Origin of the sequence: Citrobacter sp. C5_2 (assembly GCF_014596845.2) — a bacterium.
In the GTDB taxonomy this organism is placed as follows: Bacteria; Pseudomonadota; Gammaproteobacteria; order Enterobacterales; family Enterobacteriaceae; genus Citrobacter; species Citrobacter werkmanii.
On the sequence record NZ_CP115032.1, the window covers coordinates 807,822 to 831,136 of the forward strand.

23 protein-coding genes and 1 pseudogene are annotated in these 23,315 nt (G+C 51.0%); 10 read left to right on the plus strand and 14 right to left on the minus strand.

Annotation, left to right across the window (positions count from 1 at the left end; translation table 11 throughout):
* Positions 1-36: 36 nt before the first annotated feature.
* From ICA20_RS03950 to ICA20_RS04000, 11 genes and pseudogenes are all read right to left on the minus strand, one after another.
* Complete coding sequence (locus tag ICA20_RS03950) at positions 37-396, minus strand: type IV toxin-antitoxin system YeeU family antitoxin (protein ID WP_038633768.1); 360 nt, start codon at positions 394-396, stop codon at positions 37-39.
* Positions 397-418: 22 nt separating this feature from the next.
* A complete protein-coding gene (locus tag ICA20_RS03955; protein WP_038633763.1) occupies positions 419-640 on the minus strand; it encodes a DUF987 domain-containing protein in 222 nt (73 codons plus the stop codon).
* 11 nt (positions 641-651) lie between these two features.
* Entirely contained in the window at positions 652-1,137 is a 486-nt protein-coding gene (gene radC / locus ICA20_RS03960) for a DNA repair protein RadC (RefSeq protein ID WP_038642868.1), read from the minus strand.
* Between the two features lie 52 nt (positions 1,138-1,189).
* Positions 1,190-1,585: an antirestriction protein gene (locus ICA20_RS03965; protein ID WP_051594539.1), complete on the minus strand. Its 396-nt coding sequence runs from the start codon at positions 1,583-1,585 to the stop codon at positions 1,190-1,192.
* A gap of 77 nt (positions 1,586-1,662) precedes the next feature.
* Positions 1,663-1,926, minus strand: a complete 264-nt coding sequence (locus ICA20_RS03970; protein ID WP_038633754.1) for a hypothetical protein — start codon at positions 1,924-1,926, stop codon at positions 1,663-1,665.
* Positions 1,926-2,744: a DUF932 domain-containing protein gene (locus ICA20_RS03975; RefSeq protein WP_001234374.1), complete on the minus strand. Its 819-nt coding sequence runs from the start codon at positions 2,742-2,744 to the stop codon at positions 1,926-1,928. The genes ICA20_RS03970 and ICA20_RS03975 overlap by 1 nt, the downstream gene beginning before the upstream one ends.
* Positions 2,745-2,859: 115 nt before the next feature.
* Positions 2,860-3,110 (minus strand): annotated as a pseudogene (locus ICA20_RS03980) (DUF905 family protein).
* A 190-nt stretch (positions 3,111-3,300) separates the two neighbouring features.
* Positions 3,301-3,768, minus strand: a complete 468-nt coding sequence (locus tag ICA20_RS03985) for a hypothetical protein (RefSeq protein ID WP_000727137.1) — start codon at positions 3,766-3,768, stop codon at positions 3,301-3,303.
* A gap of 96 nt (positions 3,769-3,864) precedes the next feature.
* Positions 3,865-4,266, minus strand: coding sequence for a hypothetical protein (locus ICA20_RS03990; RefSeq protein WP_000819262.1), 402 nt, complete (start codon positions 4,264-4,266; stop codon positions 3,865-3,867).
* Positions 4,267-4,471: 205 nt separating this feature from the next.
* The gene (locus ICA20_RS03995; protein ID WP_038633742.1) at positions 4,472-5,359 is read right to left on the minus strand and encodes a GTPase; all 888 of its coding nucleotides are present in this window, start codon (positions 5,357-5,359) and stop codon (positions 4,472-4,474) included.
* 166 nt (positions 5,360-5,525) lie between these two features.
* Positions 5,526-6,629 carry a hypothetical protein gene (locus ICA20_RS04000; protein ID WP_038633739.1) on the minus strand — a complete coding sequence of 368 codons (1,104 nt, stop codon included), beginning with the start codon at positions 6,627-6,629 and terminating at the stop codon, positions 5,526-5,528.
* Positions 6,630-7,827: 1,198 nt separating this feature from the next.
* On the opposite strand from ICA20_RS04000, the gene ICA20_RS04005 reads away from it, so the two are divergent.
* The 4 genes from ICA20_RS04005 to ICA20_RS04020 all read left to right on the plus strand — a co-directional run bounded on the left by ICA20_RS04005 (position 7,828) and on the right by ICA20_RS04020 (position 10,635).
* Positions 7,828-8,409, plus strand: a complete 582-nt coding sequence (locus tag ICA20_RS04005) for an inovirus-type Gp2 protein (protein WP_038633736.1) — start codon at positions 7,828-7,830, stop codon at positions 8,407-8,409.
* Between the two features lie 89 nt (positions 8,410-8,498).
* Positions 8,499-8,705 (plus strand): AlpA family transcriptional regulator, encoded by a 207-nt coding sequence (locus ICA20_RS04010; RefSeq protein WP_024156440.1) that lies wholly within the window; start codon positions 8,499-8,501, stop codon positions 8,703-8,705.
* Positions 8,706-8,968: 263 nt separating this feature from the next.
* On the plus strand, positions 8,969-9,418 hold the full coding sequence (locus tag ICA20_RS04015; RefSeq protein ID WP_223229059.1) for a zinc-ribbon domain-containing protein: 450 nt from the start codon (positions 8,969-8,971) through the stop codon (positions 9,416-9,418).
* Positions 9,419-9,487: 69 nt separating this feature from the next.
* Positions 9,488-10,635, plus strand: a protein-coding gene (locus tag ICA20_RS04020; RefSeq protein WP_096755719.1) for an IS3 family transposase whose coding sequence is annotated in 2 segments (ribosomal slippage) — positions 9,488-9,725 and positions 9,725-10,635 — 1,149 coding nt in all. Because the reading frame shifts where the segments join, the coding sequence is not laid out codon by codon here.
* 208 nt (positions 10,636-10,843) lie between these two features.
* Here ICA20_RS04020 and silE read toward each other — a convergent pair.
* The 3 genes from silE to silR form a co-directional block, all read right to left on the minus strand.
* The gene (gene silE, locus ICA20_RS04025; protein WP_038633721.1) at positions 10,844-11,275 is read right to left on the minus strand and encodes a silver-binding protein SilE; all 432 of its coding nucleotides are present in this window, start codon (positions 11,273-11,275) and stop codon (positions 10,844-10,846) included.
* Positions 11,276-11,525: 250 nt separating this feature from the next.
* On the minus strand, positions 11,526-13,001 hold the full coding sequence (silS, locus tag ICA20_RS04030; RefSeq protein WP_032433718.1) for a copper/silver sensor histidine kinase SilS: 1,476 nt from the start codon (positions 12,999-13,001) through the stop codon (positions 11,526-11,528).
* Entirely contained in the window at positions 12,994-13,674 is a 681-nt protein-coding gene (gene silR, locus ICA20_RS04035) for a copper/silver response regulator transcription factor SilR (RefSeq protein ID WP_038633715.1), read from the minus strand. The genes silS and silR overlap by 8 nt, the downstream gene beginning before the upstream one ends.
* Positions 13,675-13,863: 189 nt before the next feature.
* Between silR and silC the strand changes: the two genes are divergently transcribed.
* The 6 genes from silC (at position 13,864) to silP (ending at position 23,301) form a co-directional block, all read left to right on the plus strand.
* A complete protein-coding gene (gene silC / locus ICA20_RS04040) occupies positions 13,864-15,249 on the plus strand; it encodes a Cu(+)/Ag(+) efflux RND transporter outer membrane channel SilC (protein ID WP_038633711.1) in 1,386 nt (461 codons plus the stop codon).
* A 28-nt stretch (positions 15,250-15,277) separates the two neighbouring features.
* Positions 15,278-15,631: a cation efflux system protein CusF gene (cusF, locus tag ICA20_RS04045; RefSeq protein WP_008786772.1), complete on the plus strand. Its 354-nt coding sequence runs from the start codon at positions 15,278-15,280 to the stop codon at positions 15,629-15,631.
* A gap of 113 nt (positions 15,632-15,744) precedes the next feature.
* On the plus strand, positions 15,745-17,037 hold the full coding sequence (gene silB / locus ICA20_RS04050) for a Cu(+)/Ag(+) efflux RND transporter periplasmic adaptor subunit SilB (protein ID WP_000157620.1): 1,293 nt from the start codon (positions 15,745-15,747) through the stop codon (positions 17,035-17,037).
* Positions 17,038-17,047: 10 nt separating this feature from the next.
* Positions 17,048-20,194 carry a Cu(+)/Ag(+) efflux RND transporter permease subunit SilA gene (gene silA, locus ICA20_RS04055; protein WP_032620969.1) on the plus strand — a complete coding sequence of 1,049 codons (3,147 nt, stop codon included), beginning with the start codon at positions 17,048-17,050 and terminating at the stop codon, positions 20,192-20,194.
* A gap of 86 nt (positions 20,195-20,280) precedes the next feature.
* Positions 20,281-20,721: a DUF411 domain-containing protein gene (locus ICA20_RS04060; RefSeq protein ID WP_000758228.1), complete on the plus strand. Its 441-nt coding sequence runs from the start codon at positions 20,281-20,283 to the stop codon at positions 20,719-20,721.
* A gap of 126 nt (positions 20,722-20,847) precedes the next feature.
* On the plus strand, positions 20,848-23,301 hold the full coding sequence (gene silP, locus ICA20_RS04065; protein ID WP_038633697.1) for an Ag(+)-translocating P-type ATPase SilP: 2,454 nt from the start codon (positions 20,848-20,850) through the stop codon (positions 23,299-23,301).
* The last annotated feature ends 14 nt before the right edge of the window (positions 23,302-23,315 follow it).

A 23,315-nucleotide genomic window follows, 5' to 3' on the forward strand; every position in this document is an offset into this window, starting at 1 on the left:
GTTGTTGAAGGGGTAAAAAGAAAGGTGTTGCGGGGGTTATGACGTTACTGATGGTGTCGGATAAATCGCTATATAGATATAGCCATGCGATCCGAGTGAGTCAGCCTCGCAGGTCAGTCCCTTTGCATACAGCGTGACGCAGTGCTGATGGCGGGGACTGAGTTCGCCGGAAACCAGCATCAGTTCCATTTGCTTCAGCAGTACCGGAAACGCTTGGTCGAGATGGCGCAAATCCGCGTCGGTGAATGTCCCGGTGATGCTGGCGCGGTCGGCCAGATAATGCAGCCGGTTGCCTTCCTGTACCAGCCGTGCACCGAAGCACGGGGTGATATTACGTTTCAGTCCCCACCACGGTTCAGAAATATGATGATTTGCCGGCAGTGTTTTATTCAACAAGGTCGTGCTCCTTGAATATGAGTTAACTGAGGGTGACGCTGCGCAGAACGACATACGGGCCGTTGCGGTCCTGGCGACGTTCAGCGAACACGGCCAGGACGCCGCTGATATCCTGGACCTCCTTCCCTGCATAGTGGCAGACGCTGCCGGACCAGGCGTATTTTCCGGAACAGAAGCGAAACAGCCTGGACTCAGGATGCTGGCGATATAGCGCCATCGCCTGACGTTTGCTGATAATCTTCATCGCTGCTCTCCTTACAGCCAGCCGCGTTCAGCGAATGACACTACTTCCATGCCGCCAACCACCAGATGGTCCGGCAGGCGGATATCCACCAGGTCTAGTGCCTGCTTAAGACGTTCCGTGAGGCGGCGGTCAGCCTGGCTGGGCTCCGCCAGGCCTGACGGATGGTTATGGGCAACGATGACGGCGGCTGCGTTATGTTTCAGGGCGGCTTTCACCACTTCCCGGGGATGGACTTCGGTATGACTGATAGTGCCGGTGAACAGTATCTCGTGGGCAATGAGGCGGTTCTGGTTGTCGAGGAACAGCACCATAAACACTTCGCGCTCTTCCCCTGCCAGGCGCAGACGCAGCCAGTCCCGGGTGGCACCGGCGGAGGTGAAGGCCACACCGGGTTCACGCAACTGGCGCTCCAGCAGGTTCATTGCCCGCCGTAACGTTCGCCGGGCATACGGGGACAGGGGGACTTCCTGGTGTGGTGAGGTCAGTGACGGGAACATATCAGGCTGCGATGACGTGGGTAAGGGGGCCGGATTCGTCATGGTTATTCCCCTAATCAATGATACGCATAATTGCGTGGCAGTCCGGGTGCAGCAGGGTATAGTCCCGCAGGCGATAATAGTGCTCCGTCATGGCATTGCATTCGGTGCGGCAGGCGTGATGACTGTAAGCGATAAGGCAGACGGCTATTCCGGCAGCCTCAGCGCTCATCTCTGCGCCGTTACCGTTCATGCTGTTAAACAGTGTCCATTTCTCATCGTTTTCGTTCTCCGGGGCCATAAATGCACCGCCATTGCTGAGGGTAAAGAAATTCCATATCCCGCCGCTGTAGTCCCTGCAAAACCGGTCCATCCAGCCAAAAATGTGGGGTTCAAGGGTTATCCACTGCGGTATGCTGCCAAACTGCTGCGGCCAGAAGGCGGCACGCTGTTCATCGGGTACGGGCATGCATTCGATGCGGTCTGTATCAGTACGTGGTGAGGTGAGAGATTCAGTCACCGGACTGGTCAGGGTGAGTATGTTGTTCATTTGATTTCCTTTGTATTTTCATGTGGGTTGTTGTGACAAAGTGACGGACAGAACTGCACATAGCCATCATCATCACAGCGTGAAGGCCAGTGCCCCTCAGGGATACTTATGCCGCACTGGCTGAGTTCACCGGGACGATAAAGAAGGTGAGAGCACCAGGCGCACAGGTCGTCATCAGAGATGGAGCGGCAGCTTTGCTCACTGATCAGGGAGAACGGATGTGGCGAAACCTGAATCACGCCGCCAGGAATACACTGCATTACTTCAGGCTCCCGAGCAGGCTTTCCGCCATTACCCACAGGGCGCGGTTGAGCTTCACGTCGCCGTCAATGCCGTTAACCGCACGGGTGTGGGCCCGTTTACCTTTCGTTGTTCTGCCCGGCAGACCGCCTTTAATCAGGTTTTCCTGGATACGCTGGTAGGTGGTCCACAGGTCGGAACTTTCATCCTGCCAGCGTCGCGCAGACAGAATCTGTGCTTCCGTCACCGGCTGGTGCTCTTCCCCAAAGCGGTACGTCAGGGCGGCTCTGGCAAACGCCTGTTGTGCCGGCGGAGGAAGTAGCAGTGACTGCATGGCATCCCGCTTCTCCTCCACCCGGTCAAATATCCCCAGCACCTCATAAGCCCCTTCAATGACTTTATCCACCACATTCCCCTTGTGCGGTACGCGAACCTCACCAAAGGTTTCGCCACAGACAAGTCCGTTCTGGCAGACAAAGCGAAACAGGCCCGGCAGCATCTGGTATGAGCTGGAGCCGTCGTGGCTGTTAAGCAGGATGATTTCGGGGACCTGTTTGCCGGTGATTTGCCCCTCACGCCGCAGACGCAGCATGTGCTTTGTGTGGTCGCGTTTATTCAGGTCGCGAACGCGGGTCTGGCAGGCAAAGAACGGCTGGAAGCCTTCCCGCTGCAGATTATCAAGCAGTGTGATGGTCGGGATATACGTATAACGTTCTGAGCGTGATTCGTGCTTTTCTTCACTGAATACGCTGGGCACATAGTGTGCCAGTTCATCACGGGTCAGTGGGCGGTCGCGGCGTACGAGACTGGCCGCACCAAAACGGCTGGCTAAGCGCATGGTTAATACCTCTGATATCGGGTTAAAGGGCATAAAAGCAGAAAGGCCATGCTCCGGAAGGTGCATGGCCTGTGGGGGACTGTGTTCTGTTGAAAAATGAGCAGGACTTCGCCGCTCAGTGGCTCAGTGGCTGTGGTGACACAGGAATACCGTCGCTGATGAGATAGCGGTTCAGCATCTCTCCGGCCTGCGGGGCAAAATTCCAGTCCCGCCATATCAGCATGCCACGGCAGTCGCGGATGACCAGACGAAAATGGGGCCCTGGTCGTCTTCGACGGTGACGTTGAGATAGCGTGCGGCCATGGCTTCCGCCTGTCGGCGGGTGAAGGGGCCGGGTGGCAGCGACGCATTATCAGTGGTCTGCATATCTGATCCCTGATGAGAAACAAAAGAAAACGCCCCGCTCAAATGAGCAGGGCGTCGGCGGTGTGAAATACTGATGCAGTGGTCAGGGCTGGCGGGTGTGTGCTGCCTGAACCGGGATATGCGTCATGGACTGAGGTTCCTGTTGTCGTGAGCGTGAATGAATTCAGAAAAAAGGCGTTACCTGTCTTTATTACGGCAGGGCATATTTCGGCAGACAGCCGCTGTCCCCGAACGCGGGAAGGACCTTCCCCGCACCGTTAAGCGTAAACACGGCTGCCTTTACGCCCTCCCCGGACACAATGACCCGCTTACCGGTGCGCAGTTTATCCCATGCCCATGCCACGTTGTCTGAGCCCACATGTGACTCGCTGTCACTGACGCTGACAGGCTCCTCATCGTCAATTTTCATGTCCAGCGACTGGCCGTTATCCATCCTGACCTGATGACCGTTTGCGTCGGTGAAGGTCAGGGTGGCCGCTTGTGAGCCGGTGTCTTCGCAGGTCAGGTAAAGCTGTGACTGTCCTTTCCCCAGAATTACAAACTCAGACACGCCCTGACCCCAGCCGCTGGCCCAGGTATCACGGTTACCGAAGGCCTGTGACACTGCCGGAGTCAGAGCAGATATCAGAAGAGTGAAAAGCAGTATTTTCTTTTTCATAGTATTCCCTGAGGGTGATGGTTAAGACGATACGAGTCTCTCCTGAAGACATTGAGACGCGTTAAGAAAGAGGGCTGATAAGTGATACTGGCGATATCACTGGCTGACGGTGAATGTGCCCTGATCGGTGAACACCCGGGCCTCAACAAAATTGCAGGCTTTACCAAAATCCAAAGTGTGACCAAATTTCCAGAAGACACTCTCAGCGAAGGTCATTTTACGGGGTGTGAACGGTTTATCTGTGGGCCACCAGCCATCCACATTCCGGCCCCTGTAGGCTATTTTTCGGTGTGTCAGCATCGGACATTTTCCCCGGTTAACATCGATTTTCTTTATCAGAACGGTGTCGGTTTTTGCTGTCACGGTGACATAGATGCAGCCATAGCACTCATGGCCGGCATGGCTGACCTCCACTTTAACGGGCATATCGCTGCCGGCCAGGGAGGGAAGTGAGGTGAACAACAGACTGGCGGTCAGCGCCATAAAAAACCTTTTCATTACTTTTCTCCGGATGAAGGCATTCCTGCAATTCATCGCATTGATTTTTAATCAGTAAATGGCTGAATACAGTATCCCTGAGGGATTCTATAACCGGAAATTCATCATGAACAATGAATAAAACCGATCGGGTCGATCGACAAAATCGATCGTGACAGAGCCAGATTATTTATCGAAACGGAAGACAGGCTTATCGATGCGGAAGTCAGCCAAAGAAGAAGGACCAGACGGTCCGGGCAGCACGGGCCACGGTGTGTGTGACTGTCCGGAGCGCGCAACGTGCAACCTGCGGCAACGGGGCCTGGTCGATGACCGCGTCAATCACTTCCACCACGGCATCGCCAAAGCTGTTGCGGGCGGTAGTGATAATGCCGGGGGTGTGGTACCCGCTTTGCAGGTGAGGCACCAGCGGGCTGCGGGCCTGCTTTGGGAGACGGGTAATCATCGCCTCCACCAGACGGGGAAGGTGGTACCGCCCCCTGACTGACACCGGAAGAATATTCGTCTCTGCGGTTCCCATCTGACGGGCCACGGTCTGTTGTTTCTGTATAATACGTTCAGCCTGCAATGCTGATGGCTGCGCCGATAACCAGTTCCAGTGCGCTGCAGGTTCGGTTTTATCCACCTGGTTGAGGACCCATAACACCGGTGGCAGCGGTCCGCTGTATTGTGCGAATACCTCCTGATAAAAAAGCTCTTCCACCGAGAATGCGCGGTCATCGGCCTTGAGCACCCACAGCACCATATCGAGTTGTGGCATGAGTTCGCGGTACAGCTCACGGTATTCGTTGTCACGGCTGATGCTCTCTCCCGCACCGGGTAAATCCACCAGCGTCAGGTAATGGTTACCGAAGCGCAGACGTACACGCTGAGGCTGACGGGTACAGGCCTCCACGGCATTCACCGCACAGACTTCACTCCGGAACAACGCATTACACAGCGAGGATTTGCCGACGCCGGTCTTGCCCATGATGCCAATCACGGGTTCATACGCGACGAGGCGGCTGAGCTCCCGGAGAAGATGCTGCCGCAGAATACGGGGATAGCGCCGCAGATGGCGACGGATAAGGGCATAGCCCGAAGGATGTTTCATATAAGCCTCGGCATAATAAAATGGCCATCACGGATGGATGGCCTGACTGACGTAAACGGGAGGGAATTCACTGAGGTGATATATAACTGAGAAAAATTTAAAAATGCGGATATAGCATTTAATCCAGATATCAGCAGGGGCGAGCGCCCCCCACAGATATGTTGATTCAGTTTATGGTACGCATAAAAGGAATTTTGTTGATTTTTTTTGCAATTCTTAAAAAATATTCCCTGTGAATTGCTGGTGTGTTTTTCAGTTTGTCATAACCACTCTTTTTTTTAGTCGCACTGATTTCTGCCTCCCTGTCAGCAAGACGTCGTCGGTGGGGTCTGTTGATGTTATCTTCCCTTTCTGTTCTTCTGAGCAGACGGGAGAATAATGTGCAGGGTTCATGACGCCGATAGCCAGGTGCAGTGACATCAGGGAACGGATTCAGTATGTCGGATATGAAAAAGTCTATTCCTCCTGGCGTGGGAGAACTTTTTTGTTTGTTGATGACTTCACGCTGGAAGTTGAGTAAGAAATTAAAGTCAAAACCAGAAACACCCACCAGGCATTCAATGTCTTCAGGGATGAAAGAGTACCAGACCTCAATAATTTCCCTGATAAAGTCATGACTGACAGCCCCGTCCTGAATAAAAAATAACACATGGGCGAAAGGCTCAAAATTCTCGTCCAGCATGCCCAGTCTTACATGTCCGGCTATCCGGCTGTACATTGTGCGATGTTTTATTTTACTCATCATCGAGGAAAAGGCTATGTTAATTATGGTTAAGTCATCGATGATGTGTTCAAGTATTCCATTTGTCTTGCAGTTGAGGTGAAAGCTGATTGGGATTATTGTGATTTTTCCGGATGCTTTATTTTTTATTTTGTTATATTCAGTCTGAATTTTAAGTAGCACATCTTCTTTATGAATAAGATTTCTCTTCAGTTCTTCTTTATATTCTGGGGTTGCTTCGCAATGAAGCTTCAAATATTTATGTGTTCCTGCGAGAGAACGGGATGAGCCAGGGCGTAATGAATTCTCATATTTAAGAATGTCCGACAAAAGATTGCATGCGTAGCCGTCTGTTACCTGTGTTTTTCTTTTTTTAGTGGAAAGTTTATCAGACGGTATTTTTTCACATTCTGCATCTTTAAAGCTGATGAAGCTGTATATGTCAGCCAGGTCCGCGTAACGTATGGGTTCCGATGGATACGTGGCATCTATCTCCCTTAACCTCAGAAAGTTCACTTCATAAAAATCATTCAGTCCGTCCCTTCTCATTCTGCTCTCCCGAATACTGGTTCTGTTTTTATACCTCCGAATTATATCGTATAAAGCTCTGAATTAAGAGTGATTAGATCACAGAACCGGCATGGTAAAACATAGCCTTTTAAGCATTATTCAGAGCTTATGATTGCCTCTTAATTCATTGAATTAAATGAATTATATATAATTTGTTTGTCATTTTTTGTGTGTTTGTTTTTTTCTGTTGTTTCAGATTGTTATGACATGATTTTAAGGTGAAAACGATTCTGACTGTCTTTTCAGGCGACTGAGGGTGTTCCGTTACTTCCGATCAGCGTCTTACAGCGAGACTGTTTTTCCGACTGTGTTTACCTGGTCAGGGAGTATCTTATCCTGTCATCCAGTTGCAGAGCATTCTGTGGTCTGATTGTTATCGCCGGGGAGAATGCGGTTTCCCCTCGAAAATAAATACGTTAGCCCGTCATGAATTTACCTTTTTTCATGTTTTCCGGGCCGCGCATGGAATGTTTTTCCTGAGTAACCAATAATTACTCTCTTACTTCCACGTTTTTTGTGCCTGAAAATACCGGGGGAGTAATCAGAAAATAAACCCCGTACCGGCATAAATAACGGCAAAATACTATTGCAGTAAATATTACAGTGGCAGGGTGACCCGTTCCGGGAGTCAAAAAGTATGCGTATACAAATCTTTCATGAGCACATGCCTGCTGTACAGGTATCAAGTCGGGGAAGACAGGAATGGTGTTCTAATGATATTAGAACACCATGGCGTGAATAACTTAAACCTGCGTGGTGAGCGTATTCTCTGGAGGTTACTGATTGTGTGAAAAGAAACATTAAGGTTATTAGTGTTATTTTATAAAGAAGGGTTACTTGTCCAACTGCTTACACCTTTGTATCTAGGAATAATGACTCTTCAGTAAGTACAGCATTTCTTCGTCTACCGGATGATGATTTCTTTTCAGACATCCCGGTACGTTCAATGTTTACTAACATCATTGTTTATTCTTTGCCGTAAAGCATAATGATTGTCAGACTTTCCAGTGTGATGAACATTCATTCCATTTTACAATAAGAAATTACTGTTACAGTACATGTGAAAAATGATACGCAATAACATACTTTCATGGCTGACAACCTGAATCGGTATTCTGCATAAAAAATTAATCTCTCCTGTAATCTCATGACCAATAACTGTTATGGGATATTTATCATGGAATACGTAATCAACTCAAACCACAAACCAGACTATTCTCTTCAGTCAGTATTATTTAACCATCAGGACCGGTTATTTGACTGTCATTCGAAATTACTCCTGCTTCGGGTGGATTTTGCATACAGGAAAAACTCTGATTCATACGCGTATGGTGATATTCATCAACTGGTGGCTGAGATGACATGGCTGACTGAGCAATGCGCAGAGATATCTGGTCTGGAGGGATATGCCTGGGTAATGGAATATGGGGGAGATCACCGTTACCACATTCATGCGGCGTTTTATATCAATGGTCAGAGCCACCGGAAGGCCTGGTGCTTCTGGAAATCCATCCAGTTGCTGTGGGAGGACATTACGGACGGAGAAGGCTACGCGCACCGGTGTGAGCCTAAGGGACATTACCGGGTGCGAGGTGAACGAGTAATCAACTTTTCAGATCGCAGAGGAAGGGAAGGTATGCAGTACATCCTGAGCTATCTGGGTAAACAGTCGCAGCGTACAGAGCGCCGGATTTACAGAGTCAGCGCAGTCCCGGTAGTGTCCGTAACAGGCAGACCCCGGAGTCGCGTTATCGGCTAAAAAATTACGCCAGTGCGTCATCGTTTGAAGAAGTCTGCACCATTCGAATACCTGGCTTCTTCTCCCTTATCACCAACGGAGAAAAAACGATGACCACACCAACCAGCCTGCTTAACGATAAGTTTGTCGATATGGCATTCATTACACAGCTCACCGGCTTAACCGACAAATGGTTCTACAAATTGATTTCATTGGGTGAATTCCCAAAACCCATTAAGCTTGGGCGTAGCTCCCGCTGGCTTGAAAGCGAAGTGGAAGCCTGGCTACAGCAGCGTATCACCGACTCCAGAGGCTGACCTCATGTACGCTACGACAATTCCTCCACGCTGGATATGTGACAAATGCAGACACCAGTTCTGCGGTGTGACGCCCTGTCCGTTCTGTTACCGGATGGCCCTGTCCACCGCTACGGCATTTCGCTGAAACCTTTTGCCTGATTTAACCCACGTCTTATTCCCATGCCCCTGACCTCATTTCATTTAATTCCGGATACCGCATGCACGTCTGCCCTCCACGGGAAGAATGACGCCTGCGCGTCGTCCGGCAAAGGACCATTATTATGACGATTCACAATATGCAATTTCGCATCATTCGTACCGCCCTGAACCACATGGGCAAAGTTATTCATACCAGAGATTTAACACCTCGCTCACGGGAACGCTGGTATTGCTGCTCCTGCAACAATCCTTTGAGACTACGCTGGACGCATGACAGCGGCGGTTATTTTGAACATGACCTGGAAGAAGCTGAAGAACTTAAGTTAAGACAGTGCGAGTATCAGGCCATTCCCCAAGAGAAACCAGTATCAGCTTTTGAGCAGGCAGTTAATGCACTGATGGAACGTGATGACACACCATCTACAGGTCCCTCAAAAAAGGATTATTTCCGCGTGCTCTGCCAGCGTGAATATTATGGTCTCCGGTGCTGTCCGGAATGCAGGCAGCATATCTACAGTACGGAAATGAAACTCTTTGATATTCTCACTGTTCCTGAAAAATTTGCGAAATGACAATGTTGAATCGCCACGGGTTTAACAGACACCTCAGAGTCATTTAAGATGGCTTAAAGAGAGGTGCCCATGAGCGGTAAGCGTTATCCCGAAGAGTTTAAAATTGAAGCAGTCAAACAGGTTGTTGATCGCGGTTATTCTGTTGCCAGCGTTGCAACACGTCTCGATATCACCACCCACAGCCTTTACGCCTGGATAAAGAAGTACGGTCCAGATTCTTCCACTAATAAAGAAGAGTCAGATGCTCAGGCCGAGATCCGCCGTCTCCAGAAAGAGCTGAAGCGGGTTACCGACGAACGGGACATATTAAAAAAAGCCGCGGCGTACTTCGCAAAGCTGTCCGACTGAGGTACGCCTTTATCCGTGACAACACCTGTTGCTGGCCTGTTCGCCTGCTCTGTCGGGTGCTGGATGTTCATCCCAGTGGTTTTTACGCCTGGCTTCAGCAGCCGCATTCACAACGCCATCAGGCAGACCTGAGGCTGACAGGGCAGATTAAACAGTTCTGGCTGGAATCGGGATGCGTCTATGGTTATCGCAAAATCCATTTGGATCTGCGGGACAGCGGGCAACAGTGCGGAGTGAACAGAGTCTGGCGACTGATGAAACGTGTCGGGATAAAGGCTCAGGTCGGATACCGGAGCCCGCGGGCACGTAAAGGCGAGGCCAGTATCGTGTCGCCCAACAGGCTCCAGCGACAGTTCAATCCGGATGCTCCGGATGAGAGTTGGGTAACGGACATAACCTACATCAGGACCCACGAAGGCTGGCTGTATCTTGCCGTGGTTGTTGATCTGTTCTCACGCAAAATTATCGGCTGGTCCATACAATCCCGGATGACAAAGGACATTGTCCTGAACGCACTGCTGATGGCTGTATGGCGGCGTAATCCCCAAAAACAGGTGCTGGTTCATTCGGATCAGGGCAGTCAGTACACAAGCCATGAGTGGCAGTCGTTCCTGAAATCACACGGCCTGGAGGGCAGCATGAGCCGTCGCGGTAACTGCCATGATAATGCGGTTGCAGAAAGCTTTTTCCAGTTGTTGAAACGTGAACGGATAAAGAAAAAAATCTACGGAACGCGGGAAGAAGCCCGCAGCGATATTTTTGATTACATCGAAATGTTTTATAACAGTAAGCGTCGGCATGGTTCTAGCGAACAGATGTCACCGACAGAATATGAAAACCAGTATTATCAACGGCTCGGAAGTGTCTAGATTATCCGTGGCGATTCAGGCAGGGATAACATTAATATTACAAAAAGGGTGTTTTTGATTTTCATATAATAATTCCTTTCAGACAGGTACCGGTTAAGTGTAGCTGAGTCAGACAAAAAAGCCCCCTGACGGGGGGCAAAAATGTAGCAACGTTGTTTCAGGAAAATCTATCAGGGAAAAGGTAACAGCACGGATACTACCGTCGCATTCAGCCTGCATTGATCATGCGGCGGTGCGCTTCGGCCATGGCCTGATGTGGGCCGGATTGCCCGTTATTCATGAATTCATGGGCAACCGCTGCTCTTTCATGCTCATTCATCGCCGCGTAAGACGTTGACGGGACGGTCGTGGATACCGTGTTATTTCCCATCATCTTCTGATGACTTTCCACCATTTTCTGGTGCGCATCCGCCGAGCCGTTCGTCATGGTTTCATGAGCAATAATGGCCTGTTCATGCTGGTCCATACCGGTCATACGAGGAGCAGTCCCCTGGATCCCGACAGGAGCCGCAGCAGACTGCATCTGGTGAGCAGGAGCCTGTGCATTGTTGACGCGATCATGGATATTCACGGTTTCAGTGGCCCAGACCGATGAAATTAAACCAAAGCCCAGCAAAGATGCTAATACGATATTTTTCATGATAACTCTCCATTTCTGAATTAGTGATGTCCGGGGAAGTACAACCGGTGTTTTCAGTTCCATAACTGAAACAAGTTCGGCAGCGTTTATTTCTCCGGAAGAGGGCTGGATATTCATTTCCTGGCGTACTCTGACGCCGGGTATTGATGAAGCAATCCAGCCTTCCTGATAAGTTGCACTAATTATATCGAATGGCTTCTGTTTGCTGCATGACAGGCTAATGACATCTTTGTCATTTACATCTTTATTTTCAGCATTGGGTTTCCGGGATCATTTTCTCCAGTCTGGGCACGGATAAGATAAAACGCGTGGAGCGTACGTCTGATTCCACCTGCACTCTTCCGTGATGTGCTTCCACGATTGACTTCACAATCGCAAGGCCGATGCCGCTGCCTTCTCCTTTTCGTTGTCTGGATGGATCCACCCGATAAAAACGGTCAAACAGCCTTGATAAATGTTCTTCAGGGATCGGTTTCCCTGGATTTTCAATCACAAGGTCAAAAAAGCTCTCCTGCTTTCTTATTGAGACGGTGATGGCCTGTCCCTCCGGGGTATAACGCAGGGCATTGGATAACAGATTATTGATCGCTCTTCTGAACATTTGTGGATCTCCCTCAACCAGGCAGGGCATCCCGTTAAATTTGAGCGTGATATTGCGTTCTTCGGCCCAGGCTTCGAAAAACTCGAAGACTTTCATGACTTCTGCTCTGAGGTCAAAACGGACCCTGTCAGGTATAAGCTGGTTATTGTCCGCCTGTGCCAGAAACAGCATGTCGCTGACCATTTTGGTCATCCGGTTATACTCTTCAAGACTGGAGTAGAGGACATCCTCAAGTTCCTTCTGGGTTCGATCCTGACTCAGTGCGATTTCAGTCTGCGTCACCAGATTGGTGATGGGCGTTCTGATCTCATGCGCGATATCGGCAGAGAAATTGGCCTGGCGGGTAAAGACGTCCTCAATCTTTCCAATCATATGATTGAACGAGATAACCAGTTGCTCCAGCTCAATGGGAACGCGTGTCGGTTCCAGCCGCGCATCAAGATTCTCGGAGGTGATGTTTTTAATGGCATTGCTGACATTACGAAGGGGCAGGTGCCCCTGACGGACAGCGATGCGAATGATCAGAACAATCAGCAGGCTTATCACGACGGCGATCGCAATCAGATTTTTTTTCAGCGCATCGAGGTAATGGAGATGGAAATTAATGGAGAGGCCAGTCAGCATGACATAATTCTGCTGTTTGCCCTGAAATATCGCCTGGCCAGAGGAGGCGATAATCCGGTATGTTTCCATCTTCATTTCAGACCCGGTATCCATCGGTCTCGCAGGATCCTCCACCGTCCAGAGAAAGACATCCCGTGCGCGGCTGTGCTCGCTAAAATCTGCGGAATTCACGGCCGGGTGTAGTGCCGCCCCCTGCGCTGAACTAAAGAGCACTTCCCCCCTGGGATTGAGGAGCAAAAGGGCAACGTTGCGGTAGCTGGCAATCGACTCCTTTATTTTGCTTACTTTTTTTTCATCCGGATCCACCGGGGACTGCAGTATACGGTTCAGGGTAGTGCTGATTTGTTGAAGATCGCTGACATCCTGCTCGGCAAAATGATTTTCAACAGAATGCAGCATAAACCAGGTGAAGGCGATAAAAGCCAGTATCGTGGACAGGCTGATAAAAAAGGTCAGCCGCAGGGCGAGTGAGAAAGGGCGCCTGGAAGGTTTGCTATGCATCCGGGGCCTCCAGCATATAGCCCACGCCCCGGACAGTCTGGATCAGCTTTGTCCCGTAATCGTTGTCTATTTTAGCGCGGAGTCGCTTTACGGCGACATCAATCGCGTTAGTGTCGCTGTCAAAATTCATGTCCCAGACCTGAGAGGCAATCAGGGAACGGGGAAGAACCTCGCCCTGATGGCGAATGAAAAATTCCAGCAGGCTGAACTCTTTACTGGTGAGCACAATGCGGTTTCCGGCGCGACTGACTTTTCTGGATACGAGATCCATCGAGAGATCAGCCACCCTAAACTGGCTTTCCGTGATCATCGCGTTTCCCCGCCTCAGAAGGGTTCTCACCCGGGCCAGCAGTTCGGCAAACGCAAAGGGTTTAACCAGATAATCGTCCGCACCCAGTTCCAGTCCTTTGACCCTGTGTTCGATCGTGCCGAGGGCCGTCAGTAGTAAGACCGGCATACCCTTTCCGGCAGTGCGCAGCATGCGGATGATATCCCAGCCGTTCACATCAGGCAGCATGATGTCCAGAATGACTAAATCATACTCGGCTGTCATGGCGAGATGATATCCGGTAAGACCATTATCAGCGTGATCCACTACGAACCCTGCCTCTGTAAGCCCTTTGCTGAGATATTCACCTGTTTTAATTTCGTCTTCGACGATCAATATTTTCATCTTGCTCCCCGTCTGGCTGCTAATGTCATTCTATTGCGCACACGATCGTAATCAACGAATTACCGTAAAAATGACAACATTGTCATTATTCTGTCACCCGACAAACAGAGTGCATTCTGTAAAGTAACCCTGGTAATACTCTGAACTTCATTTGAACCATTTACCAGGTCTGCCTGGACGAGAAGCAATATGTTCAAATTAAAACTACTCAGCATCAGCACAATCTTCATTCTGGCTGGTTGTGTCTCTCTGGCGCCTGAATATCAGCGTCCGGCAGCACCGGTACCCCAGCAGTTTTCACTGTCCCGTAACAGCCTGACGCCAGCGGTGAATGGCTATCAGGATACGGGCTGGCGTAACTTTTTTGTCGATCCCCAGGTCACCCGGCTGATTACTGAAGCCCTGACTAATAACCGTGATTTGAGAATGGCTGCACTGAAGGTTGAAGAGGCCCGGGCCCAGTTCAACGTCACGGATGCAGATCGTTATCCCCAGCTGAATGCCTCATCCGGGATCACATACAGCGGTGGTCTGAAAGGTGACAAGCCGACCACACAGGAGTACGACGCAGGTCTGGAGTTCAGTTATGAGCTCGATTTTTTCGGCAAACTTAAGAACATGAGTGATGCTGATCGCCAGAACTACTTTGCCAGCGAAGAAGCCCGTCGGGCCGTACACATCCTGCTGGTATCCAACGTTTCACAAAGCTATTTCAGCCAGCAACTGGCGTACGAACAACTTCGTATTGCGCGGGAAACGCTGAAAAATTATCAACAGTCCTATGCTTTCGTTGAGCAGCAGCTCGTGACCGGGAGTACGAACGTTCTGGCACTTGAACAGGCGCGAGGACAAATCGAAAGTACCCGCGCCGAAATAGCCAAACGAGAAGGCGATCTGGCTCAGGCAAACAATGCCCTGCAACTGGTGCTGGGAACGTACCGCGCACTTCCGTCAGAAAAAGGGATGAAAGGCGGGGAGATAGCCCCAGTAAAATTGCCACCAAATCTGTCTTCACAAATTTTGCTGCAGCGACCGGATATTATGGAAGCGGAATATCAGCTGAAAGCGGCTGATGCCAATATTGGCGCAGCGCGAGCGGCCTTTTTCCCCTCAATTACCCTGACCAGTGGTCTTTCCGCAAGCAGTACGGAGCTGTCCAGCCTGTTTACGTCAGGAAGTGGAATGTGGAATTTTATCCCTAAAATTGAAATTCCTATATTTAATGCTGGCAGGAATAAAGCCAATCTGAAGCTGGCTGAAATTCGCCAGCAACAGTCGGTGGTTAATTACGAACAAAAAATTCAGTCAGCCTTTAAGGATGTTTCCGACACGCTTGCGCTGCGCGACAGCCTTAGCCAGCAACTTGAGTCACAGCAGCGTTATCTTGATTCACTTCAGATAACTCTCCAGCGTGCCAGAGGATTATATTCCAGTGGTGCTGTCAGTTACATTGAAGTGCTGGATGCAGAGCGTTCTCTCTTCGCTACGCAGCAAACCATTCTCGATCTTACCTATTCCCGGCAGGTTAACGAAATTAATCTGTTTACCGCACTGGGTGGCGGTTGGGTAGAGTAAATTTATTTCATTAATCAGGAAATTTAAAATGCGTAATTCACTTAAAGCCGTTTTATTTGGTGCCTTCTCTGTCATGTTTTCTGCCGGTCTTCATGCTGAAACACATCAGCATGGCGATATGAATACTGCCAGTGATGCTTCGGTACAGCAGGTTATCAAGGGCACCGGTGTCGTTAAAGAAATTGATATAAATAGTAAAAAGATCACCATTTCGCACGAAGCAATCCCTGCGGTGGGCTGGCCTGCAATGACCATGCGCTTCACTTTTGTTAATGCAGACGACGCTATCAATGCCCTGAAAACCGGCAACCATGTCGATTTCTCGTTTATTCAGCAGGGTAATATTTCTTTACTTAAAAGCATTAACGTGACGCAGTCCTGATTGGCTGTCCGGAGCGATTACATCCTGTGCGCCTGTACATTCACATAGGTATATGTGTGAGTTAACCGTCAGGCGCATATGCCAGGTGTTTTGATTTTTTAGCGGAAAATTGTATGGCTTCTTTAAAGATAAAATATGCTGCAATAATTATCAGCAGCCTCATAGCAGGGGGGCTGATATCGGTTACTGCCTGGCAGTATGTAAACTCAGCACAAAAGACAGAAAAAACAGAACAAAAGGCACCGGAACGAAAGGTGCTTTTCTGGTATGACCCAATGAAACCGGATACCAAATTTGATAAACCCGGAAAATCGCCCTTTATGGATATGGACCTGGTGCCAAAATATGCTGATGACAGTGGCGATAAAAGCAGTGGCGGGATCCGTATCGACCCAACCCAGGTTCAGAATCTGGGATTAAAAACGCAAAAAGTCACGCGAGGAATGCTGAATTATTCTCAGACAATCCCGGCTAATGTCAGCTATAACGAGTATCAGTTTGTTATTGTGCAGGCGCGTTCTGACGGGTTTGTCGAAAAAGTCTACCCCATGACGATTGGCGATCATGTGAAGAAGGGGACGCCACTTATCGATATTACCATTCCGGACTGGGTGGAAGCACAGAGTGAATTCCTTCTGTTATCCAGCACCGGTGGTACTTCCACGCAAATTAAAGGCGTTCTGGAACGGCTTCGCCTGGCAGGTATGCCGGAAGAGGATATTCAGAGACTGCGTTCTACCCGGAGCATTCAGACCCGTTTTACCATTAAAGCACCTATTGATGGTGTCATTACTGCATTTGACCTGCGCACCGGCATGAATATTTCGAAAGATAAGGTGGTGGCTCAGATTCAGGGAATGGACCCGGTCTGGATCAGCGCTGCAGTGCCAGAATCTATCGCCTATCTGCTGAAAGATACGTCGCAGTTTGAAATTTCGGTACCGGCTTATCCGGATAAAACATTCCATGTCGAAAAATGGAATATTCTTCCCAGCGTGGATCAGACAACCCGTACGCTTCAGGTCCGTCTCCAGGTTTCTAATAAGGATGAGTTTCTCAAGCCGGGCATGAATGCCTATCTGAAACTGAATACCAGAAGCCAGGAGATGCTGCTGATACCAAGCCAGGCCGTTATCGATACCGGCAAAGAACAGCGCGTGATTACTGTTGATGATGAAGGCAAGTTTGTGCCGAAACAGATCCACGTTCTGCATGAGTCACAGCAACAGTCCGGCATCGGCTCCGGCCTGAATGAAGGCGATACCGTGGTGGTCAGTGGCCTGTTCCTCATTGACTCTGAAGCCAATATTACGGGCGCACTGGAACGTATGCGCCACCCTGAAAAAACAGAAAGCAGTATGCCAGCAATGTCTGACCAGCCTGTAAATATGCATTCAGGGCACTGAGGAGACGACGATGATTGAATGGATTATCCGGCGCTCTGTCGCCAACCGTTTCCTGGTCATGATGGGGGCCCTGTTTCTCAGCATCTGGGGCACATGGACGATTATTAACACGCCTGTCGATGCCTTGCCTGACCTGTCAGATGTGCAGGTCATTATCAAAACCAGCTATCCCGGCCAGGCCCCGCAGATTGTAGAAAACCAGGTCACCTATCCACTTACCACCACCATGCTGTCCGTGCCTGGCGCAAAAACCGTGCGTGGTTTTTCACAGTTCGGTGATTCGTATGTGTATGTCATTTTTGAAGACGGCACCGATCTGTACTGGGCCCGTTCCCGCGTGCTGGAGTACCTGAACCAGGTACAGGGAAAACTGCCCGCCGGTGTGAGTTCTGAAATCGGTCCGGACGCCACGGGGGTGGGCTGGATATTTGAATATGCCCTTGTCGATCGCAGCGGAAAACACGACCTTTCAGAACTGCGTTCTCTGCAGGACTGGTTCCTGAAATTTGAGCTGAAAACCATCCCGAACGTGGCTGAGGTCGCTTCGGTTGGCGGCGTGGTGAAACAGTACCAGATTCAGGTCAATCCGGTAAAACTGTCTCAGTATGGTATCAGCCTGCCCGAAGTGAAACAGGCCCTTGAATCGTCTAACCAGGAGGCCGGTGGCTCATCCGTTGAAATGGCCGAAGCTGAGTATATGGTCCGTGCCAGCGGTTATCTTCAGAGCATTGATGATTTTAATAACATCGTCCTGAAAACAGGCGAGAACGGCGTGCCGGTTTATCTGCGGGATGTTGCCCGCGTGCAGACCGGGCCTGAAATGCGGCGTGGTATTGCCGAGCTGAACGGCCAGGGCGAAGTCGCTGGCGGCGTGGTGATCCTGCGGTCGGGTAAAAATGCACGCGACGTTATCACGGCAGTGAGGGATAAACTTGAGACGCTGAAGGCCAGCCTGCCGGAAGGCGTTGAAATCGTGACCACCTACGATCGCAGCCAGCTCATCGACCGGGCGATTGATAACCTCAGTTCCAAACTTCTGGAAGAGTTTATCGTGGTGGCCATCGTCTGTGCCCTGTTCCTGTGGCACGTACGTTCTGCCCTGGTGGCGATTATCTCTCTGCCGCTTGGTCTGTGTATCGCCTTTATCGTCATGCACTTCCAGGGACTGAACGCCAATATCATGTCGCTGGGAGGGATAGCGATTGCCGTCGGTGCGATGGTGGATGCCGCCATTGTGATGATTGAGAATGCGCATAAGCGGCTTGAGGAGTGGGATCATCAGCATCCTGGTGAGCAGATTGACAACGCCACCCGCTGGAAGGTGATTACCGATGCCTCCGTTGAAGTGGGACCCGCACTGTTTATCAGCCTGCTGATCATCACCCTGTCCTTTATTCCTATCTTTACCCTGGAAGGTCAGGAAGGACGTCTGTTTGGCCCGCTGGCATTCACGAAAACGTACTCCATGGCGGGCGCGGCCGCGCTGGCCATCATCGTCATTCCGATTCTGATGGGATTCTGGATCCGGGGGAAAATTCCTGCAGAGACCAGTAACCCCCTGAACCGGGTACTGATCAAAGCGTATCATCCATTGCTGTTGCGGGTTCTCCACTGGCCAAAAACAACCCTGCTGGTTGCGGCCTTGTCCATTTTCACCGTTATCTGGCCGCTGAGCCAGGTGGGCGGTGAGTTTCTGCCGAAGATTAACGAGGGCGACCTGTTGTATATGCCGTCGACCCTGCCGGGTGTCTCTCCGGCTGAAGCTGCAGCGCTCCTGCAGACGACGGACAAGTTAATCAAAAGCGTTCCTGAAGTGGCCTCTGTATTTGGCAAGACCGGTAAAGCAGAGACCGCCACGGATTCCGCACCGCTCGAAATGGTTGAAACCACGATCCAGCTCAAACCTGAGGATCAGTGGCGTCCAGGCATGACGATTGACAAGATTATTGAAGAACTCGACAGGACCGTCCGTTTACCGGGGCTGGCAAACCTCTGGGTGCCGCCAATCCGTAACCGTATTGATATGCTCTCAACCGGGATCAAAAGCCCGATAGGTATCAAGGTGTCCGGAACGGTTCTGTCCGATATCGATGCAACGGCGCAGAGTATCGAAGCGGTCGCCAAAACCGTACCCGGCGTAGTGTCTGCTCTCGCAGAGCGACTGGAAGGCGGGCGCTACATTGATGTGGATATCAACCGGGAAAAAGCCTCCCGCTACGGAATGACGGTGGGCGATGTGCAGCTGTTCATCTCATCAGCCATCGGTGGGGCTATGGTGGGTGAGACGGTTGAAGGCGTGGCCCGGTACCCGATTAATATCCGCTATCCGCAGGATTACCGGAACAGCCCGCAGGCCCTGAAACAGATGCCGATCCTGACCCCGATGAAGCAGCAGATCACGCTGGGCGATGTTGCGGATATTAAGGTCGTTTCCGGGCCGACTATGCTGAAAACGGAAAATGCCCGTCCAGCCAGCTGGATTTACATTGACGCGCGCGGCAGGGATATGGTGTCGGTGGTTAATGACATTAAAACGGCGATCAGTCAGAAAGTGAAACTGAGACCGGGTACCAGCGTGTCATTCTCCGGACAGTTTGAACTGCTTGAGCATGCCAACAAGAAACTGAAGCTGATGGTGCCGATGACGGTGATGATCATCTTCATCCTGTTGTATCTGGCATTCCGCCGGGTTGATGAAGCCCTGCTGATCCTGATGAGCCTGCCGTTCGCCCTGGTTGGCGGGATATGGTTCCTGTACTGGCAGGGCTTCCATATGTCTGTCGCAACCGGAACGGGGTTTATCGCTCTGGCCGGGGTGGCAGCAGAGTTTGGCGTGGTCATGCTGATGTATCTGCGTCATGCCATTGAAGCGCACCCGGAATTGTCCCGTAAAGAGACGTTCACACCGGAAGGCCTTGATGAAGCCCTCTATCATGGTGCCGTACTGCGTGTCCGGCCGAAAGCCATGACCGTGGCGGTGATCATTGCGGGTCTGCTGCCAATACTCTGGGGAACCGGTGCAGGTTCAGAAGTCATGAGCCGTATCGCGGCACCCATGATTGGTGGGATGATCACGGCTCCGCTGCTGTCCCTGTTCATTATTCCTGCCGCCTACAAATTAATCTGGCTGCGTAGACATAAAAAAAGCGTGTCCTGAACCTGAAAGGGCACCCCCTGTGGGTGTCCTTCTTTACTGATTCACCCTGACGTCAGGGTTTAAATCGATAATATACAGAGGTGAGTATGAAAAAAGTGGTTCTGATGGCGCTGGCTCTCGGCCTTTCACTGCCCGCGATGGCGAGTGAAAAAGTGATTGATATGTACAAATCTGAAAACTGTGGCTGTTGTTCCCTGTGGGGCAAGGCGATGGAAAAAGACGGGTTTGAAGTACGAACTCACGTCATGAATGATCAGGCGCTGTCAGCCCTGAAAGAAAAGCATGCTATTCCTGCAGGACTGCGAAGTTGTCATACCGCGGTTGCCGGTAATTTGATCATTGAAGGCCATGTGCCTGCGACAACGATACATAAGGCAATGCAGTCTGGTTCAGGTATATACGGTCTCGCCACCCCCGGTATGCCAGCAGGAAGTCCTGGAATGGAGATGGGAGCCCGAAAAGAGGCTTACGATGTTATCGCATTCTCACCGGATGGAAGTAAAAAAGTCTTCCAGCGAATCGAATAGTCAGCGGAACGGCTGATAACGGGACGCCGGCAGCAGGCACTCTTATGCCGGCGGCATTCGTGGTAATCGCATCCATGACATACCCTGAAGACAGAAGATGCTTCGGTATGCATAAGGAGAGTTACTGTGAAAAATGACAATGCAGTGCAACACAACAACCAGACTGCTTCTGAGCAGACATTATCCCCGGACGAGGGCCACGTATTGCATAAGGTGAGAGATCCCGTGTGCGGGATGGACATCCTGCCCGACAGGGCGCACAGCAGCATTCGATACCAGGACCATCAACTTTATTTCTGCTCCGCCAGCTGTGAGAGTAAATTTAAAGCCCATCCCGATCGTTATCTTACCGAAGATGCCAGTGAACATTCCCATCACCATCACCATCACCACGATCATCACGAAGTCAGCCCTGATCAGATAAAACAGCCTCACCACCAGGCGGAGAAAGAGAATTCTGAAGGTGTGTGGACATGTCCGATGCACCCGGAGATACGCCGCAGTGGTCCCGGAAGCTGTCCTGTCTGTGGAATGGCACTGGAGCCGCTCGTAGCTACGGCATCCACGGGGCCAAGTGATGAACTTCGCGACATGACAAGACGCTTCTGGCTGGGGTTGTTGCTGGCGTTTCCGGTTCTGGTACTCGAAATGGGATCTCATCTGTTTCCCGCCTTGAGGAATACAGTACCGCCACAGCACAACACATGGCTGCAGCTGCTTCTGGCCTCTCCTGTCGTGTTGTGGTGTGGCTGGCCATTCTTCGCCCGGGCCGGAATGTCGTTACGTAACCGCTCCCTGAATATGTTTACCCTTGTTGCAATGGGCACCGGCGTAGCCTGGGTGTACAGCGTCATTGCAACCGTCTTCCCCTCCTGGTTTCCTGCATCGTTCAGAAACATGGATGGCCTGGTGGCCGTTTATTTTGAAGCCGCAGCAGTTATTACGGTGCTTGTTCTGCTGGGACAGGTTCTTGAGCTGCGGGCACGGGAACAAACCTCAGGTGCCATTACTGCACTACTGAATCTTGCCCCCAAAACCGCCAGGCGGCTGGATCATGACGGTCATGAAACGGATATTAATGCGGAAGATGTTCTGCCTGGCGATAAGCTCCGCATCAGACCAGGAGAGAGTATTCCGGTCGACGGTATTGTGATCGAAGGCAAAACAACCGTTGATGAATCGATGGTGACCGGGGAATCTATGCCGGTTACCAAAACGGAGGGTGACCCTGTCATCGGGGGGACCATTAATCAGACAGGGAGTCTCATCATCCGTGCAGAGAAAGTCGGTGATGAAACAATGCTCTCACGAATTGTTCAGATGGTCGCTGATGCACAGCGTTCGCGTGCCCCCATCCAGAGAATGGCTGACAGCGTTTCAGGCTGGTTTGTTCCTCTGGTGATACTTATCGCGGTTGTTGCTTTCGTGATCTGGTCTGTCTGGGGGCCCGAGCCCAGGATGGCGCACGGTCTCATTGCGGCTGTGTCGGTCCTGATTATTGCCTGTCCCTGCGCGCTGGGGCTGGCCACGCCGATGTCGATAATGGTGGGGGTGGGCAAAGGAGCCCAGGCCGGGGTGTTAATCAGGAATGCCGAAGCCCTTGAGCGTCTTGAAAAAGTGGACACGCTGGTTGTCGACAAAACAGGCACGCTCACGGAAGGTTCGCCTACGGTGACAGGGATTATCAGTCTCAATCCGGGTGGGGAAACATCTCTTTTGCGTGTAACAGCCGCAGTGGAAAAAGGCTCGCAGCATCCGCTGGGTATGGCAGTAGTTAAAGCAGCACAGGAAAAGGGGATCGCAATACCCGCAGTCACTCATTTCGATGCACCGTCGGGTAAAGGTGTCTCAGGCGATGTCGAAGGTCAACGGGTTGTTATTGGTAATGAACTGGCTATGCAGGAAAACAGTATCGTTATTGATAATCAAAAGGCCGTTGCGGATACGTTGCGGATGGAAGGCGCTACCGTTATCTATGTGGCCACAGACGGGGACCTTGCAGGCCTGATAGCTATCTCGGATCCCGTGAAAACAACCACGCCGGATGCGCTTAAAGCTTTGCGTCAGGCGGGGATCCGCATTGTTATGCTCACCGGGGATAACCAGCTTACTGCTGAAGCAGTCGCACGGAAACTGGGAATAGATGAGGTTGAAGCCGGAATTCTGCCGGATGGCAAAAAAGCAGTGATAACCCGACTGAAAGAGTCTGGCCATGTGGTTGCGATGGCCGGAGACGGTGTGAATGATGCCCCGGCGCTGGCAGCGGCTGACGTGGGTATAGCCATGGGAACGGGTACAGATGTGGCAATTGAAAGTGCCGGAGTCACCCTTCTCAAAGGCGACTTGATGATACTGAACAGGGCCCGTCATCTGTCAGAGATCACCATGAAAAATATCCGTCAGAATCTGTTTTTTGCATTTATCTACAACGCACTTGGCGTGCCTGTGGCTGCAGGTCTGCTTTATCCTGTGTATGGAATACTGCTGTCGCCAGTTATTGCGGCGGCGGCCATGGCTCTTTCCTCCGTCAGCGTCATTGTGAATGCGTTGCGTCTGAAAAGTGTCAGGCTCGGGAAATAACACTGAGTGAAGGG